Source organism: Salmonella sp. NW722, from assembly GCF_051702785.1.
Classification (GTDB): Bacteria; Pseudomonadota; Gammaproteobacteria; order Enterobacterales; family Enterobacteriaceae; genus Salmonella; species Salmonella enterica.
The window spans coordinates 18,625-34,733 of the sequence record NZ_JAMMIN010000001.1 but is presented as its reverse complement, the minus strand read 5'-3'; the positions used below and the strand labels follow the sequence as shown (position 1 = coordinate 34,733).

At 54.4% G+C, this 16,109-nt stretch carries 15 protein-coding genes and 1 other annotated feature; of the genes, 10 read left to right on the top strand and 5 right to left on the bottom strand.

Features of this window, described 5'->3' with window-relative positions:
• Positions 1 to 143: 143 nt before the first annotated feature.
• Complete coding sequence (gene topA / locus NA330_RS00180; protein ID WP_000513593.1) at positions 144 to 2,741, bottom strand: type I DNA topoisomerase; 2,598 nt, start codon at positions 2,739 to 2,741, stop codon at positions 144 to 146.
• Positions 2,742 to 3,143: 402 nt separating this feature from the next.
• Between topA and NA330_RS00175 the strand changes: the two genes are divergently transcribed.
• Positions 3,144 to 3,395: a YciN family protein gene (locus NA330_RS00175; protein WP_000548616.1), complete on the top strand. Its 252-nt coding sequence runs from the start codon at positions 3,144 to 3,146 to the stop codon at positions 3,393 to 3,395.
• A 41-nt stretch (positions 3,396 to 3,436) separates the two neighbouring features.
• Here the strand turns inward: NA330_RS00175 and sohB are convergent, their stop codons facing one another.
• Complete coding sequence (gene sohB / locus NA330_RS00170) at positions 3,437 to 4,483, bottom strand: protease SohB (RefSeq protein WP_000422082.1); 1,047 nt, start codon at positions 4,481 to 4,483, stop codon at positions 3,437 to 3,439.
• 237 nt (positions 4,484 to 4,720) lie between these two features.
• Here sohB and NA330_RS00165 point away from each other — a divergent pair, with 237 nt between their 5' ends.
• Positions 4,721 to 5,482 carry a YciK family oxidoreductase gene (locus NA330_RS00165; protein ID WP_000559310.1) on the top strand — a complete coding sequence of 254 codons (762 nt, stop codon included), beginning with the start codon at positions 4,721 to 4,723 and terminating at the stop codon, positions 5,480 to 5,482.
• Positions 5,479 to 6,069, top strand: a complete 591-nt coding sequence (gene cobO, locus NA330_RS00160) for a cob(I)yrinic acid a,c-diamide adenosyltransferase (RefSeq protein ID WP_001278858.1) — start codon at positions 5,479 to 5,481, stop codon at positions 6,067 to 6,069. Before NA330_RS00165 ends, cobO begins: the two co-directional genes overlap by 4 nt.
• 86 nt (positions 6,070 to 6,155) lie before the next feature.
• On the opposite strand, the gene rluB is transcribed toward cobO, so the two are convergent.
• The 3 genes from rluB to rnm all read right to left on the bottom strand — a co-directional run bounded on the left by rluB (position 6,156) and on the right by rnm (position 8,641).
• Complete coding sequence (rluB, locus tag NA330_RS00155) at positions 6,156 to 7,031, bottom strand: 23S rRNA pseudouridine(2605) synthase RluB (protein ID WP_001291233.1); 876 nt, start codon at positions 7,029 to 7,031, stop codon at positions 6,156 to 6,158.
• Between the two features lie 100 nt (positions 7,032 to 7,131).
• Complete coding sequence (locus tag NA330_RS00150; RefSeq protein WP_000077250.1) at positions 7,132 to 7,752, bottom strand: L-threonylcarbamoyladenylate synthase; 621 nt, start codon at positions 7,750 to 7,752, stop codon at positions 7,132 to 7,134.
• Positions 7,753 to 7,759: 7 nt separating this feature from the next.
• Positions 7,760 to 8,641 carry an RNase RNM gene (rnm, locus tag NA330_RS00145; protein ID WP_023242285.1) on the bottom strand — a complete coding sequence of 294 codons (882 nt, stop codon included), beginning with the start codon at positions 8,639 to 8,641 and terminating at the stop codon, positions 7,760 to 7,762.
• 121 nt (positions 8,642 to 8,762) lie between these two features.
• On the opposite strand from rnm, the gene trpL reads away from it, so the two are divergent.
• The 7 genes from trpL (at position 8,763) to NA330_RS00110 (ending at position 16,092) form a co-directional block, all read left to right on the top strand.
• Positions 8,763 to 8,807, top strand: a complete 45-nt coding sequence (gene trpL / locus NA330_RS00140; RefSeq protein ID WP_010989026.1) for a trp operon leader peptide — start codon at positions 8,763 to 8,765, stop codon at positions 8,805 to 8,807.
• Positions 8,784 to 8,879: a sequence feature (Trp leader region), on the top strand. (Overlaps the previous gene by 24 nt.)
• A 22-nt stretch (positions 8,880 to 8,901) precedes the next feature.
• Complete coding sequence (trpE, locus tag NA330_RS00135; protein ID WP_023242284.1) at positions 8,902 to 10,464, top strand: anthranilate synthase component I; 1,563 nt, start codon at positions 8,902 to 8,904, stop codon at positions 10,462 to 10,464.
• The gene (trpD, locus tag NA330_RS00130; RefSeq protein WP_000763489.1) at positions 10,464 to 12,059 is read left to right on the top strand and encodes a bifunctional anthranilate synthase glutamate amidotransferase component TrpG/anthranilate phosphoribosyltransferase TrpD; all 1,596 of its coding nucleotides are present in this window, start codon (positions 10,464 to 10,466) and stop codon (positions 12,057 to 12,059) included. The genes trpE and trpD overlap by 1 nt, the downstream gene beginning before the upstream one ends.
• Before the next feature lie 3 nt (positions 12,060 to 12,062).
• Entirely contained in the window at positions 12,063 to 13,421 is a 1,359-nt protein-coding gene (trpCF, locus tag NA330_RS00125; protein WP_023242283.1) for a bifunctional indole-3-glycerol-phosphate synthase TrpC/phosphoribosylanthranilate isomerase TrpF, read from the top strand.
• Positions 13,422 to 13,430: 9 nt separating this feature from the next.
• The gene (gene trpB / locus NA330_RS00120; RefSeq protein WP_000209483.1) at positions 13,431 to 14,624 is read left to right on the top strand and encodes a tryptophan synthase subunit beta; all 1,194 of its coding nucleotides are present in this window, start codon (positions 13,431 to 13,433) and stop codon (positions 14,622 to 14,624) included.
• The gene (trpA, locus tag NA330_RS00115; RefSeq protein WP_023242282.1) at positions 14,624 to 15,430 is read left to right on the top strand and encodes a tryptophan synthase subunit alpha; all 807 of its coding nucleotides are present in this window, start codon (positions 14,624 to 14,626) and stop codon (positions 15,428 to 15,430) included. Before trpB ends, trpA begins: the two co-directional genes overlap by 1 nt.
• 479 nt (positions 15,431 to 15,909) lie before the next feature.
• Entirely contained in the window at positions 15,910 to 16,092 is a 183-nt protein-coding gene (locus tag NA330_RS00110) for a general stress protein (protein WP_000807657.1), read from the top strand.
• Positions 16,093 to 16,109 lie beyond the last annotated feature (17 nt).

The window sequence follows — 16,109 nt, the reverse complement described above, 5'->3', positions numbered from 1 at the left end:
TCGCGTGCGACGGTCCGTCAGGGCGAGGCCCATGGATGGGGCGAGTAATCCGTAGCCAACACATCAGCCACTTGAAATATGAAGGGTATATAAAAAAGGGCCGCTTACGCGGCCCGCTTGACTATAGTGGCGACAGGCAGGGATTATTTCTTGCCTTCAACCCACTTGCCGTCGACGAAGAACGCTGACCATCCCGTCGCCTTCCCGTCTTTTTCCGCCGCAACGTACTGCTGTTTTGTTTTGCGGCTAAAGCGAACAACGGTTTTATTGCCTTCTGGATCCTGCTGCGGCGCATCCGCCAGATAACGCAGTTTTTCCGGCAGGCGATCGCGAAACCGGTAAAGCTCCTCGACTAATGGCGCGCGCGTTTCACGTGATTTCGGGAACGTATTGGCCGCCAGGAATATCCCTGCGGCGCCATCGCGCAGCACAAAGTACGCGTCCGATTTTTCACACGGCAGTTCCGGCAATGGAACAGGATCTTCCTTCGGCGGCGCAACTTCGCCGTTACGCAAGATCTTACGGGTATTTTTACATTCGTCGTTAGTACAGGCCATGTACTTACCAAAACGCCCCATTTTCAGGTGCATTTCGGAACCACATTTCTCACACTCAACGATCGGGCCGTCATACCCTTTGATGCGGAACTCGCCTTCTTCAATCTCGTAGCCGTCACAGGTCGGGTTATTACCACACACATGCAATTTACGCTTCGGATCGATCAGATAGCTGTCCATCGCCGTACCGCACTTCTGACAGCGACGCTTGGCGCGCAGGGCGTTGGTTTCGGCGTCGTCGCCTTCCAGCACGTTCAGAACTTCATTTTCCGGCACCAGGTTAATGGTCGTTTTACAACGCTCTTTCGGCGAAAGCGCATAACCTGAACACCCAAGGAAAACGCCCGTACTGGCAGTACGAATTCCCATTTTACGGCCACAGGTTGGACAGTCGATGCTGGTCAGCACCATCTGGTTAGGACGCATCCCCCCTTCTTCCGGATCTTTCTCGGCTTTATCGAGCTGCTGAGTAAAATCGCTGAAGAAGTTATCCAGTACCGCTTTCCACTCGGCCTGGTGATTCGCAACCTGATCCAGACTATCTTCCATCTGCGCGGTAAAATCGTAGTTCATCAATTCGCGGAAGTTTTCTTCCAGCCGATCGGTGACGATTTCACCCATTTTTTCCGCATAGAAGCGACGGTTTTCAACGCGAACATAGCCGCGATCCTGAATGGTCGAGATAATCGACGCATAGGTAGACGGACGACCAATACCGCGCTTCTCAAGCTCTTTAACCAGAGAAGCCTCGCTAAAACGGGCTGGCGGTTTAGTAAAGTGCTGAGCAGGCGTCAATTCAAGTAGCGTCAGCGCATCGCCCTTATTCACGGCAGGCAATGTGCGATCTTCATCGCCTTTACGCAGCGCCGGCATCACTTTTGTCCAGCCGTCAAAGCGCAAAATACGCCCACGCGCTTTCAGACGGAATTCGCCTGCGCCAACGGTAAGCGTAGTAGAGTCATATTGTGCTGGCGTCATCTGACAGGCGACAAACTGACGCCAAATTAGTTGATACAACTTCTGCGCGTCAGCCTCCATGTCTTTCAGCGACTCCGCCATGACAGCAACGTCGGAAGGACGGATCGCTTCGTGCGCTTCCTGAGAGTTTTCTTTGCTGGCGTACTGGTTCGGGTTATCCGGCAGGTATTTCTTGCCGAAATTATCGCCAATATAACCACGCACCATGTTGACCGCATCCTGACTCAGGTTGGTGGAGTCTGTACGCATATAGGTGATGTAGCCCGCCTCATACAGACGCTGCGCCATCATCATGGTTTTCTTCACGCCAAAGCCCAGCCGGGTGCTGGCCGCCTGTTGTAGCGTGGAGGTGATAAACGGCGCGCCAGGTTTGCTGCTGGTCGGTTTGTCTTCACGCTCCAGTACGCTATAGCGCGCTTTTTCCAGCAAGCTGACGGCGGCAAGCGTCTGCTCGCGATTTACCGGCCGGAATGGCTTGTCGTTCTGATGCGTCACCTGTAGCGGTAGCGCCTCGCCAGACGGCGTCGTCGTATTAGCGTCAATTTCCCAGAACTCTTCCGGAACAAACGCTTTAATCTCGCGCTCGCGCTCAACGACCAGACGGACCGCGACAGACTGAACGCGGCCTGCCGACAAACCACGGGCAATCTTTTTCCACAGCAGCGGCGAGACCATATAGCCTACCACGCGATCCATAAAGCGGCGCGCTTGCTGGGCGTTGACCCTGTTAATGTTCAGCTCGCCCGGCTGTTCAAACGCCTGGCGAATGGCATTTTTGGTTATTTCGTTAAAGACTACGCGACTGTAGCGCGCGTCATCGCCGCCGATCACTTCCCGCAGGTGCCATGCAATGGCTTCCCCTTCGCGGTCAAGGTCGGTTGCGAGATAGATGTGGTCGGCTTTTTCCGCCAACTGTTTCAGTTCAGAGACGACCTTCTCTTTACCGGGCAGCACTTCATAGTGCGCATCCCAGTTGTGCCACGGGTCAACCCCCATACGGTTGACGAGAGCGCCACGTTCATCCTTTTTGGGCTTTTTAGCCGTTTTGGTGGAGGTAGAGTCGGCGCTCTTTTTAGCTGCTGAGCCACTGGTCGGCAAATCACGGATATGACCCACGCTGGATTTCACCACGTAGTCATTACCCAGATACTTGTTGATCGTTTTGGCTTTTGCCGGGGACTCAACGATGACAAGAGCTTTACCCATATTCACCTTTACCTAAGTTGATTCTTCCAGGAATGCGTCGCACGTTGATTCACCTTCCACTGGCGACGAGACAACGATATATGGTCTCTGCGTCTGCGGATATCAACCCCTTGTACTGGCTTTGTGTACGAAATGTAACCCTCAGGTGACTGAGTTAACAGGCTTTTTTGCACACACGCGCTATAGCACGACGGAATTTTGGTCGAATGTCAAGCAATTCTGTTGCCAGATTGACGAAAGCGTCACACTGTACCTGATAAAATTCGATACGCAACTTTATTAGCATGCAAAAACAAATCTTGCCAGTGAACGCAACATGACAAATCCATCAATTTCCTGTGAGAATATTTGCCCATCAGAAGTGCTCAGCGTAGACTAATCTCCTTGTTTAAGGAGTAAAAAATGCATAAAGAGACGCAACCTATCGATCGCGAAACACTGTTGCTTGAAGCCAACAAAATTATTCGGGAACATGAAGACACGATGGCAGGTATTGTCGCCACCGGCGTAACGCAGAGAAATGGCGTGCTGGTTTTCAGCGGCGATTACTTTTTAGACGAGCAAGGGTTACCGACCCCTAAAAGCACCGCGGTGTTTAACATGTTTAAACACCTGGCGCATGTGCTGTCTGAGAAGTATCACCTGGTGGATTAATCCATGCCGGATGGCGCTGAATGCCATCCGGCAATAGCGGTTTACATCAACGGTTTTTGTCCACGCTGCCACCAGCGCAGCAGCAGCCGATCCGCGCTTTCCGCCGCGCTGCCGGTAACACGATCGATCAGTTTTTTACGCTGCATATAGCGCACATTCAGCACCTCGCGCCCTTCCATCAGGCCGAGGATAACCTCATCGCTGGTGTTAATCTCATCAACCAGTCCTTTCTCCAGCGCCTGCTGACCGTACCAGTGTTCGCCCGTGGCCACCTGTTCAATGTCCAGAGCCGGACGCATCCGCTGCACAAACTCTTTGAACAGATGGTGCGTTTCGTTGAGATCTTCACGAAACTTCTGCCGCCCTTCTTCCGTATTCTCGCCTAACAATGTCAGGGTACGTTTGTACTGCCCTGCGGTATGCAGTTCAATATCAATGTCTTTACTTTTGAGAAAGCGGTTAAAGTTCGGGATTTGCGCGACAACACCAATTGACCCCACAATAGCGAACGGCGCCGCGATAATTTTTTCCGCCACGCAGGCCATCATGTAGCCTCCGCTTGCCGCGACTTTATCCACCGTCACGGTCAGCGGAATATTTTTATCGCGCAGGCGCTGCAATTGCGATGCCGCCAGGCCATAGCCATGCACAACGCCACCGGGGCTTTCCAGACGCACAACCGCCCGATCGCCGGGTTTCGCCACTGCCAGCACCGCCGTGACCTCTTCGCGTAACGCATTAACTTCGTGAGCATCCATACTGCCTTTGAAATCTATCACCCATACACGCGGTTTGTCCGATGTCGCAATGTCCCCCAGCTTCGCTTTTGCTTTGGCGGCTTTCGCCTCCTGCTTATGCTTTTTTTTCTGCGCTTTATGCCACAGTTTTTGCTGATGGCCATCCATCAACGCCGCAGCAAGGTCATCCTTCATCTCCTGATACTGCTCGCTCAAATTGGTCACGCGCAGCTCGCCGCGCTGACGTTTGCGTTGCGTAGCATTCACGATCAGCAGCACAATGACGGCAATGGCCACCACAACGGTGACGATTTTTGCCAAAAATAAGCCATATTCAGACAACAATTCCACGACTCCCACCTTGATTAAATAACGCGACTTGCGCTCAGTGTACAACAGGCATCGAAGTCAGTCTCTCTTCATCCGTATGCCTGTTGAGGAAGAAAAAGTATGACAAGACGTTCATTTTACGGCGTTATCGCTCCTGTCTGATTGAAAAAAAAGGCGCTTTCAGGCATAAACCCGAAAAGTTAACGCGAAGATAAGACAACCTGGCAGGACGGTGCACCACGCCGTTGAGGAGTAGCCATGCATTACCAACCGAAACAAGATCTATTGCAAAACCGCATTATTCTGGTCACTGGCGCCAGCGATGGCATTGGGCGGGAAGCCGCGCTCACGTATGCGCGTTACGGCGCAACAGTGATTCTGCTGGGACGTAACGAAGAGAAACTGCGTCGGGTCGCGCAGCACATTGCTGACGAGCAACATGTTCAACCACAGTGGTTTACGCTCGATCTGCTGACCTGCACCGCTGAAGAGTGCCGGCAAGTGGCCGACCGCATCGCCGCGCACTATCCCCGCCTGGATGGCGTCCTGCACAATGCCGGGTTACTGGGGGAAATCGGTCCAATGAGCGAACAAGATCCGCAGATCTGGCAGGATGTCATGCAGGTGAATGTTAACGCCACCTTTATGCTCACCCAGGCGCTGTTACCGTTATTGCTGAAGTCCGATGCCGGCTCGCTGGTCTTTACGTCATCAAGCGTTGGCCGTCAGGGACGCGCCAACTGGGGCGCCTATGCCACCTCGAAGTTTGCTACTGAAGGAATGATGCAGGTGCTGGCGGACGAATACCAGAACCGTTCTCTGCGTGTTAACTGCATTAACCCGGGCGGCACGCGCACCAGTATGCGCGCCAGCGCCTTTCCGACGGAAGATCCACAGAAATTAAAAACGCCTGCCGATATTATGCCGCTTTACCTGTGGCTTATGGGCGACGACAGTCGCCGTAAAACCGGTATGACCTTTGACGCCCAACCGGGCCGTAAACCAGGAATCGCCCAATGAGTGATGAACGTTATCAGCAGCGCCAGCAGAAGGTAAAAGATCGGGTTGACGCCCGTGTCGCCCAGGCACAGGAAGAGCGCGGTATTATTATCGTGTTTACTGGCAATGGTAAGGGCAAAACCACGGCGGCTTTCGGGACTGCCGCCCGCGCCGTAGGACACGGTAAAAACGTAGGCGTGGTGCAATTTATTAAGGGCACCTGGCCCAACGGCGAGCGTAATCTGCTGGAACCGCATGGCGTCGAATTTCAGGTGATGGCAACGGGATTTACCTGGGAGACGCAAAATCGCGAGGCAGACACCGCAGCATGTATGGCCGTTTGGCAGCATGGGAAACGAATGCTGGCCGATCCGCTGCTTGATATGGTGGTCCTGGATGAGCTGACCTATATGGTGGCGTATGACTATTTGCCGCTGGAAGAGGTCATAAGCGCGCTAAACGCGCGCCCTGGTCACCAGACGGTGATTATTACAGGTCGCGGCTGTCATCGGGATATTCTTGATCTTGCGGATACCGTCAGCGAACTGCGTCCGGTTAAACATGCTTTCGACGTGGGCGTAAAAGCCCAGATGGGAATTGATTATTAACCGTAGGCCGGATTAAGGCGTTTGCGCCGCCATCCGGCACAAACCCTCTTGTCTGATGACTCTCGGCCTATAAACCACGGTAGAGATTACCCGTTGTTATTACGCCCACCGGAGCGGCGTCCGCCAGCTATCTGGCTGTGGCGTTTTACCGCCCGACGGATCTGGTTCGCTTTCATACGACGACGGTCTTTTTCGACGGCAACCTTCGACGAGGTTTCCGGCGGGAGCTCTACCAGACCACGCAGATAGTTCGTTTGCGCGAGGTCGAGCTCAGTCCAGCCGCCGCGCGGCAGGCCTTTCGGCAGCGGGATATCGCCGTAACGAACGCGGATCAGACGGCTGACCTGAACGCCTACCGCTTCCCACAGTCGGCGAACTTCGCGGTTCCGCCCTTCCGTCAGCGTCACGTTATACCACTGGTTAATGCCTTCGCCGCCGCTGAATTTAATGGTCTTAAATGCCGCCGGGCCATCTTCCAACTGTACGCCACGGCTTAAATCACGCAGTTTCGATTCATCCACCTGACCGAACACGCGCACGGCATATTCACGTTCAACTTCACGACTAGGGTGCATCAGGCGGTTCGCCAGTTCACCGTCGGTGGTAAACAACAATAGCCCGCAGGTGTTGACATCCAGACGTCCTACCGCAATCCACCGCGCGCCGCGCAGTTTCGGTAAGCGATCAAAAACGGTTGGCCGCCCTTCAGGGTCATTGCGGGTACACAGTTCACCTTCTGGTTTGTAATAGGCCAGAACGCGGCAAATTTGTTCCGCCGACTCTTTCACCGAAATCAGGTGACCGTCAATACGGATTTTCAAACCGGGAGTGACTTCAACACGATCGCCAAGCGTGGCGATTTTACCGTCAACGCTGACACGTCCCGCTTCAATAATGGATTCGATTTCACGGCGAGAGCCGTGGCCAGCGCGCGCCAGCACTTTTTGTAACTTTTCGCTCATAGAGCTTCCTTCAGGTGTCGCCTTCACAGGCGTCGAACAGGAGAATGAACGGCGCGTTACCGCGCCATTTTAAGGCCGCGTAGTATACAGGCTTACGCCCTTATAAGAAAGGTGTAACGTCGCCGACGCCTTCGCGCAGCACCACCGGGGAGTCATTGGTCAAATCGATTACCGTGGTAGGCTGTTGACCGAGGTAACCGCCGTGGATGATCAGATCCACCTGCTTCTCCAGCCGATCTTTAATCTCCTCCGGGTCCGACTCGGTAAAGTCGCTGCCAGGCAGCATCAACGACGTCGAGAGCATTGGTTCGCCCAGCGTATCCAATAACGCCAGCGCAATCGGGTTTGACGGTACGCGCAGGCCGATAGTTTTACGCTTTTCCTGCAACAGACGGCGCGGCACCTCTTTTGTCCCCTTCAGGATAAAGGTGTAGTTACCCGGCGTATTGTTTTTCATCAGACGAAACGCCACGTTGTCGACGTAGGAGTAGGTCGACAACTCGGACAAATCGCGGCACATCAGCGTGAAGTTGTGGCCGTCCGGCAGATGACGGATGCGGCAAATGCGCTCCATTGCGCCTTTGTCTTCAATTTTACAACCCAGGGCATAGCCGGAATCGGTTGGATAAACAATAACACCGCCTTTACGCACAATGTCGACGGCCTGATTAATCAGCCGTTGCTGTGGGTTATCCGGATGGATATAAAAAAACTGGCTCATACTTCCCTCACTGTGATATTTGCGGCTGTTCCCATGTCTGCCATACGCCTTCAACGCCAGCGGGCAGCCAGAGTTTACGCCCCAACTCAATCCACGGGCAGGGCTGATGGAAATCAGATCCAAGCGATGCCCATAAATGATGCTGACGCGCAAGCGTCGCCAGTTGGGTGCGTTCATTGGGCGATTGTTGGCACTGCGCCACTTCCATCGCGTCGCCGTGATGGTCGGCAAAATGCGCCACTAATCTTTTCAGCCACTTAGCGCTAAGGTCGTAGCGTCCCGGATGGGCCAACACCGCCTTACCGCCAGAATGATGAATGACATCAATAGCTTGTTCTATTGTACACCACTGCGGCGGAACGTAACCGGTTTTCCCACGCGCGAGATATTTTTTAAAAACATCCGCCATGGTCGCGGCTTTGCCGCACTCCACCAGAAAGCGGGCGAAGTGGCCGCGCGTCACCGCGCCGCCATTGGCCAGTCTCAATGCCCCTTCCCACGCGCCGGGAATATGGGCTTTTTCCAGACGCTCCGCAATGAGCCGACCGCGTGCCTGACGCCACTGTGTCTGCTGCGCCAGAAAATCGCGCATTGCCGGGTGCGCAATATCAATATTCAGACCCACAATGTGAATCTCATGATTCTCCCAGACCGTTGAAATCTCCACGCCGGGAATAAGATTCAGGGCCAGCCCGGAACGTGAAATTTCTTCTCTTGCCGCAGGAATCGCGGCTGTGGTGTCATGATCGGTAATCGCCAGCGTGCCGACTCGCATCTCTACCGCACGGTGTACTAATGTTTCTGGCGTCAACAGTCCATCGGACGCCGTGGTATGACTGTGCAGATCGTAAATCACTGCGTAATTCGTGTCGCTCAAGGCGGCTCCCATAGAGATAAAGGTATGTCATGTACATCATAACGGTTCCGGCAAATATACTGAAATAGGTGTTGACATTATTCCATCGAACTAGTTAACTAGTACGAAAGTTCACATGAAGAGGGTATCTAAAATGGCAGCGACATTTGCATTACACGGTTGGTGGCGCACTTCCTGATAGCGGGCGGTGTATGAACAGCTGTAATCAGCCAAACGATACCCGGCCCGCCTGTTAAGCGGGCTTTTTTTTGAACAAAATAATGAGAATAACCATGCAAACACCAAAACCCACGCTCGAACTGTTGACCTGCGATGCCGCCTACCGGGAAAACCCAACGGCGCTTTTTCACCAGGTCTGCGGCGATCGCCCGGCAACGCTGCTGCTGGAATCCGCAGATATCGACAGTAAAGACGATTTAAAAAGCCTGCTGCTGGTAGATAGCGCGCTGCGCATTACCGCTTTAGGTGACACTGTCACTATTCAGGCGTTATCTGATAATGGCGCCTCGTTATTGCCGCTACTGGATACCGCCCTCCCCGCTGGCGTGGAGAACGAAGTCCTGCCTGCCGGTCGCATTCTACGCTTTCCGCCCGTCAGCCCATTATTAGATGAAGACGCCCGTTTATGCTCTCTGTCGGTATTTGATGCGTTCCGCCTGTTACAGGGAGTGGTGAACATACCGACGCACGAGCGGGAGGCTATGTTTTTCGGCGGTCTGTTTGCCTACGACCTGGTCGCTGGCTTTGAAGCGCTGCCACACCTTGAGGCTGGCAATAACTGCCCGGACTACTGCTTTTATTTAGCGGAAACGCTGATGGTGATAGACCATCAGAAAAAAAGCACCCGTATTCAGACCAGTCTGTTCACCGCCAGCGACCGGGAAAAACAGCGCCTGAACGCCCGCCTGGCGTACCTTAGCCAACAGTTAACCCAGCCTGCGCCGCCGTTGCCGGTCACGCCGGTGCCGGACATGCGCTGCGAATGCAATCAGAGCGATGACGCGTTCGGCGCGGTGGTACGCCAGTTGCAAAAAGCCATCCGCGCGGGCGAGATATTTCAGGTGGTGCCGTCGCGCCGCTTTTCACTGCCCTGCCCGTCGCCGTTGGCTGCCTACTACGTGCTGAAAAAGAGCAACCCCAGCCCGTATATGTTCTTTATGCAGGATAATGATTTCACGCTTTTCGGCGCGTCGCCGGAAAGCTCGCTGAAATATGACGCAGCCAGCCGTCAGATTGAGATTTATCCCATCGCGGGTACCCGTCCACGCGGTCGCCGCGCCGATGGTACGCTGGACAGAGATCTCGACAGCCGTATTGAGCTGGATATGCGTACCGACCATAAAGAGCTTTCCGAACATCTGATGCTGGTCGATCTGGCGCGCAATGACCTGGCGCGCATCTGTACGCCGGGCAGTCGCTACGTTGCCGATCTGACAAAAGTTGACCGCTATTCGTACGTGATGCATCTGGTTTCCCGGGTGGTGGGCGAACTGCGTCACGATCTCGACGCGCTGCACGCCTATCGCGCCTGCATGAACATGGGCACCCTGAGCGGCGCGCCGAAAGTACGCGCCATGCAGTTGATTGCCGATGCGGAAGGACAGCGCCGCGGCAGCTATGGCGGCGCGGTCGGTTACTTCACCGCCCACGGCGATCTGGACACCTGTATTGTTATCCGCTCCGCGCTGGTGGAGAACGGTATCGCCACCGTACAGGCGGGCGCCGGAATTGTGCTGGACTCTGTTCCGCAGTCTGAAGCCGATGAAACCCGTAATAAAGCGCGCGCCGTATTGCGTGCTATCGCCACCGCGCATCATGCACAGGAGACCTTCTGATGGCTGATATTCTGCTGCTCGATAACATCGACTCGTTTACCTGGAACCTGGCAGATCAGCTACGGACCAACGGTCATAACGTGGTGATTTACCGTAACCATATTCCGGCGCAGACGCTTATCGATCGCCTGGCGACAATGAAAAATCCGGTACTAATGCTCTCCCCCGGTCCGGGCGTTCCCAGCGAGGCAGGCTGTATGCCGGAGCTGCTGACCCGACTACGCGGCAAGTTACCGATCATCGGCATTTGTCTGGGGCATCAGGCGATTGTCGAAGCTTACGGCGGTTATGTCGGTCAGGCGGGAGAAATCCTGCATGGCAAAGCCTCCAGCATTGAGCATGACGGTCAGGCGATGTTCGCCGGGCTGGCGAATCCGCTACCGGTCGCGCGTTATCATTCGCTGGTCGGCAGTAATGTTCCTGCCGGGCTGACCATTAACGCCCATTTCAACGGCATGGTGATGGCGGTACGTCATGATGCGGATCGCGTTTGCGGTTTTCAATTTCATCCTGAGTCCATCCTGACGACACAGGGCGCGCGTCTGCTGGAGCAAACATTAGCCTGGGCGCAGCAAAAGCTGGAACCGACCAACACCCTACAGCCGATTCTGGAGAAACTCTATCAGGCGCAAACTCTGACGCAACAAGAGAGCCACCAGTTGTTTTCGGCGGTCGTCCGCGGCGAACTTAAGCCTGAACAGCTCGCCGCCGCGCTGGTGAGCATGAAAATTCGCGGCGAGCATCCCAATGAAATTGCCGGCGCCGCCACTGCGTTGCTGGAAAATGCCGCCCCGTTCCCGCGCCCGGACTATCTGTTTGCGGATATCGTTGGTACCGGCGGCGATGGCAGTAACAGTATCAATATCTCTACCGCCAGCGCCTTTGTCGCAGCGGCCTGTGGACTGAAAGTGGCGAAACACGGCAACCGTAGCGTGTCCAGCAAATCTGGGTCATCCGATCTGTTGGCGGCGTTCGGTATTAATCTGGATATGAACGCCGATAAATCACGTCAGGCGTTAGATGAACTGGGCGTCTGTTTCCTGTTTGCGCCGAAATATCACACCGGATTCCGTCACGCGATGCCGGTTCGCCAACAGTTAAAAACGCGAACCCTGTTCAACGTACTCGGCCCGCTGATCAACCCGGCGCATCCGCCGCTGGCATTGATTGGCGTCTATAGCCCGGAACTGGTGCTGCCGATTGCGGAAACCTTAAGGGTACTGGGCTATCAGCGCGCGGCGGTGGTACATAGCGGCGGCATGGATGAGGTTTCGCTCCATGCGCCGACGATTGTCGCGGAGCTGCATGACGGCGAAATTAAAAGCTATCAACTTACGGCGGAGGATTTTGGCCTGACGCCTTACCATCAGGATCAGTTGGCTGGCGGCACGCCGGAAGAAAACCGTGACATTCTGACGCGGTTATTACAAGGTAAAGGCGATGCCGCGCATGAGGCCGCCGTCGCCGCCAACGTGGCGATGCTGATGCGTCTGCATGGTCAGGAAGATCTCAAGGCCAACGCGCAAACCGTGCTTGATGTTCTGCGCAACGGCACCGCATATGACAGAGTCACCGCACTGGCGGCAAGAGGGTAAATAATGCAAACCGTTTTAGCGAAAATCGTCGCAGACAAGGCGATTTGGGTAGAAGCCCGCAAACAGCAACAGCCGCTGGCCAGCTTTCAAAATGAGATCCAGCCAAGTACACGCCATTTTTATGATGCGCTCCAGGGCGCGCGTACCGCCTTTATTCTGGAGTGTAAGAAAGCATCGCCATCAAAAGGCGTGATTCGCGACGATTTCGATCCGGCGCGTATTGCCAGTATTTATAAACATTACGCCTCGGCGATCTCGGTGCTCACCGACGAAAAATATTTTCAGGGGAGCTTCGATTTTCTGCCGGTCGTTAGCCAAAGCGCGCCGCAGCCGATTCTGTGTAAGGATTTTATTATCGATCCCTATCAGATCTACCTTGCCCGTTACTATCAGGCCGATGCCTGTTTACTGATGCTCTCGGTTCTGGATGACGAACAGTATCGCCAACTCTCCGCCGTCGCGCACAGTCTGAAAATGGGCGTGCTCACGGAAGTCAGTAATGACGAAGAACGGGAGCGCGCGATAGCGTTAGGCGCAAAAGTGGTAGGTATCAACAATCGCGATCTGCGCGATCTGTCGATTGATTTGAATCGCACCCGCCAGCTGGCGCCAAAACTGGGCCACGGCGTGACTGTCATCAGCGAGTCCGGGATTAACACCTATGGTCAGGTACGCGAACTGAGCCACTTCGCCAACGGTTTTTTAATTGGCTCGGCGTTAATGGCGCATGACGATCTTAACGCCGCCGTCCGTCGCGTGCTGCTTGGCGAAAATAAAGTCTGCGGCCTGACCCGCGCCCAGGACGCTAAAGCGGCCTGTGACGCTGGCGCAATATATGGCGGGTTGATTTTTGTGCCCTCATCTCCGCGCGCGGTGAGCGTTGAGCAGGCGCGAGAAGTGATAAGCGGCGCGCCATTACAGTATGTCGGCGTTTTCCAGGACGCTGATATCGCCGATGTTTGCCAGAAAGCCGCCGTCCTGTCGCTTTCTGCCGTACAGCTACATGGCAGCGAAGACCAGGCGTATGTCAACGCGCTGCGTGAGGCGTTGCCGCGCAATGTGCAAATCTGGAAGGCGCTGAGCGTTAGCGATGCCCTTCCCGCACGCGATTATCACCATGTCGATAAATACATTTTCGACAATGGGCAAGGCGGCAGCGGGCAGCGCTTCGACTGGTCACTGCTACAGGGGCAACCGCTGGATAATGTATTACTGGCGGGCGGGCTGGCGGCCGATAACTGCGTCCAGGCGGCGCAAGTCGGCTGTGCCGGTCTCGATTTTAATTCAGGTGTGGAGTCACAGCCGGGCATCAAAGATGCTCGTCTTCTGGCCTCAGTTTTTCAGACACTGCGCGCATATTAAGGAAAAAACATGACAACACTTCTCAATCCCTACTTTGGTGAATTCGGCGGCATGTATGTGCCGCAGATCCTGATGCCTGCGCTGAACCAGCTTGAAGAGGCCTTCGTCAGCGCGCAAAAAGATCCTGAATTTCAGGCGCAATTCGCCGATCTGCTAAAAAACTACGCGGGACGCCCCACCGCACTGACGAAATGCCAGAACATTACCGCCGGTACGCGTACCACGTTGTATTTAAAGCGCGAAGATTTACTGCACGGCGGCGCACACAAAACCAATCAGGTACTGGGTCAGGCGCTGCTGGCCAAACGGATGGGGAAAAGCGAGATTATCGCTGAAACCGGCGCCGGCCAGCACGGCGTCGCCTCTGCGCTCGCCAGCGCCCTGCTGGGTCTGAAATGCCGTATCTATATGGGCGCCAAAGACGTTGAGCGCCAGTCGCCGAACGTCTTCCGTATGCGTCTGATGGGCGCTGAGGTCATCCCGGTTCATAGCGGCTCCGCTACGCTAAAAGATGCCTGTAACGAGGCGCTGCGCGACTGGTCCGGTAGTTACGAAACCGCGCACTATATGCTCGGCACGGCGGCAGGACCGCATCCCTATCCCACCATCGTTCGCGAGTTCCAACGCATGATTGGCGAAGAGACGAAAGCGCAAATCCTCGACAAAGAGGGCCGTCTGCCAGATGCCGTTATCGCTTGCGTCGGTGGCGGCTCAAACGCTATCGGGATGTTTGCGGATTTTATTAATGATACCGACGTCGGGCTAATAGGCGTTGAACCTGGCGGTCACGGTATTGAAACCGGCGAGCATGGCGCGCCGCTTAAACATGGTCGCGTTGGCATCTATTTCGGGATGAAAGCGCCGATGATGCAAACAGCGGACGGGCAAATTGAAGAGTCCTATTCCATTTCCGCCGGGCTCGATTTCCCGTCCGTTGGGCCGCAACATGCGTACCTGAACAGCATCGGACGCGCGGATTATGTCTCCATTACTGATGATGAAGCGCTGGAAGCCTTCAAAACGTTGTGCCGCCATGAGGGAATTATCCCGGCGCTGGAATCCTCCCACGCGTTGGCGCACGCTCTGAAAATGATGCGCGAGCAGCCGGAAAAAGAGCAACTGCTGGTGGTCAATCTCTCTGGCCGCGGAGATAAAGACATCTTTACCGTACACGATATCCTGAAAGCGCGAGGGGAAATCTGATGGAACGCTACGAAAATTTATTTGCCCAACTCAACGATCGCCGGGAAGGCGCTTTTGTTCCCTTCGTAACTCTGGGCGACCCTGGCATTGAACAGTCACTGAAAATTATCGACACACTGATTGACGCTGGCGCCGACGCTCTGGAACTGGGGGTTCCCTTCTCCGATCCGCTGGCCGATGGCCCTACCATCCAGAATGCGAACTTACGCGCCTTCGCCGCTGGCGTCACGCCGGCTCAGTGTTTTGAAATGCTGGCGCTGATTCGTGAAAAACACCCGACCATTCCGATTGGCCTGCTAATGTACGCGAATCTGGTGTTCAATAACGGCATAGATGCATTCTATGCCCGTTGTGAACAGGTTGGCGTAGATTCCGTGCTGGTCGCAGATGTCCCGGTTGAAGAGTCGGCCCCCTTCCGCCAGGCGGCGTTACGGCATAATATCGCGCCGATCTTCATCTGCCCGCCAAATGCGGATGACGATCTTCTGCGCCAGGTCGCATCTTACGGCCGCGGTTATACCTACCTGCTTTCGCGTTCGGGCGTCACCGGCGCGGAAAACCGTGGCGCATTGCCGTTGCATCATCTCATTGAGAAGCTTAAAGAGTACCATGCCGCGCCTGCGTTACAGGGCTTCGGTATCTCCTTGCCGGAACAGGTGTCTGCGGCCGTGCGTGCCGGGGCGGCTGGCGCTATCTCCGGCTCAGCCATTGTCAACATTATCGAGAAAAACCACGCGTCTCCCGAACAGATGTTGGCGGAGCTCAGGTCCTTTGTCTCAGCGATGAAAGCCGCCAGCCGCGCATAACGGGTTAAGCCGTCAGCATAACGCTGGCGGCTTAATGAGAGCTTGGCGCCGAACCAGAATCACGATTCAGACGTAGATCATCAATCTTTTTGGTGTTGTTCCCTGTCCAGCTTTCAAAAAGTCTGAAGTCAATTTTTGCTAAGAAAACTCCTAATCACGCCGAAAAATTTAGCGTTTTCACGTCAATTTCCCCCGCCTTTATGTAAAGAAATGTCAATAAACAATGCATTAACGTTTCTATGGCCGCAGATAGTGACGCTTGTTATTAATAGCAATGCAAAGCATTTTCTGTTAAATCGCTTATTCTAAAAGAAAATATAGAATATATTATCTCTAAACCATTTTTTGTGCGTTATTTACGCGGTAAATCACAACTATTTCCGTCAATTTGACTAATCGGTTTAACCAACTAATTTTAATAGGGTGTCGACACGGTTAAAACCGATTTTTTCAGCAAGCAACGAGACAGGAGAAATAATATGGCCGAACATCGTGGTGGTTCAGGAAATTTCGCCGAGAATCGTGAAAAAGCATCTGAAGCGGGCCGCAAAGGCGGTCAGCATAGCGGCGGGAATTTCAAAAACGATCCGCAACGCGCTTCTGAAGCCGGTAAAAAAGGTGGTCAGAATAGTCACGGCGGACGTAAATCCGATAATTCCTGATTTACTGTAATGTAATT

Coding starts and splice junctions, on each gene's coding strand:
- trpCF (WP_023242283.1), top strand. CDS start 12,063: ATGCAAACCGTTTTAGCGAAAATCGTCGCAGACAAGGCGATTTGGGTA.
- trpB (WP_000209483.1), top strand. CDS start 13,431: ATGACAACACTTCTCAATCCCTACTTTGGTGAATTCGGCGGCATGTAT.
- topA (WP_000513593.1), bottom strand. CDS start 2,741: ATGGGTAAAGCTCTTGTCATCGTTGAGTCCCCGGCAAAAGCCAAAACG.
- rnm (WP_023242285.1), bottom strand. CDS start 8,641: ATGGGAGCCGCCTTGAGCGACACGAATTACGCAGTGATTTACGATCTG.
- cobO (WP_001278858.1), top strand. CDS start 5,479: ATGAGTGATGAACGTTATCAGCAGCGCCAGCAGAAGGTAAAAGATCGG.
- NA330_RS00175 (WP_000548616.1), top strand. CDS start 3,144: ATGCATAAAGAGACGCAACCTATCGATCGCGAAACACTGTTGCTTGAA.
- trpE (WP_023242284.1), top strand. CDS start 8,902: ATGCAAACACCAAAACCCACGCTCGAACTGTTGACCTGCGATGCCGCC.
- trpD (WP_000763489.1), top strand. CDS start 10,464: ATGGCTGATATTCTGCTGCTCGATAACATCGACTCGTTTACCTGGAAC.
- NA330_RS00110 (WP_000807657.1), top strand. CDS start 15,910: ATGGCCGAACATCGTGGTGGTTCAGGAAATTTCGCCGAGAATCGTGAA.
- NA330_RS00150 (WP_000077250.1), bottom strand. CDS start 7,752: ATGAGCCAGTTTTTTTATATCCATCCGGATAACCCACAGCAACGGCTG.
- NA330_RS00165 (WP_000559310.1), top strand. CDS start 4,721: ATGCATTACCAACCGAAACAAGATCTATTGCAAAACCGCATTATTCTG.
- trpA (WP_023242282.1), top strand. CDS start 14,624: ATGGAACGCTACGAAAATTTATTTGCCCAACTCAACGATCGCCGGGAA.
- rluB (WP_001291233.1), bottom strand. CDS start 7,031: ATGAGCGAAAAGTTACAAAAAGTGCTGGCGCGCGCTGGCCACGGCTCT.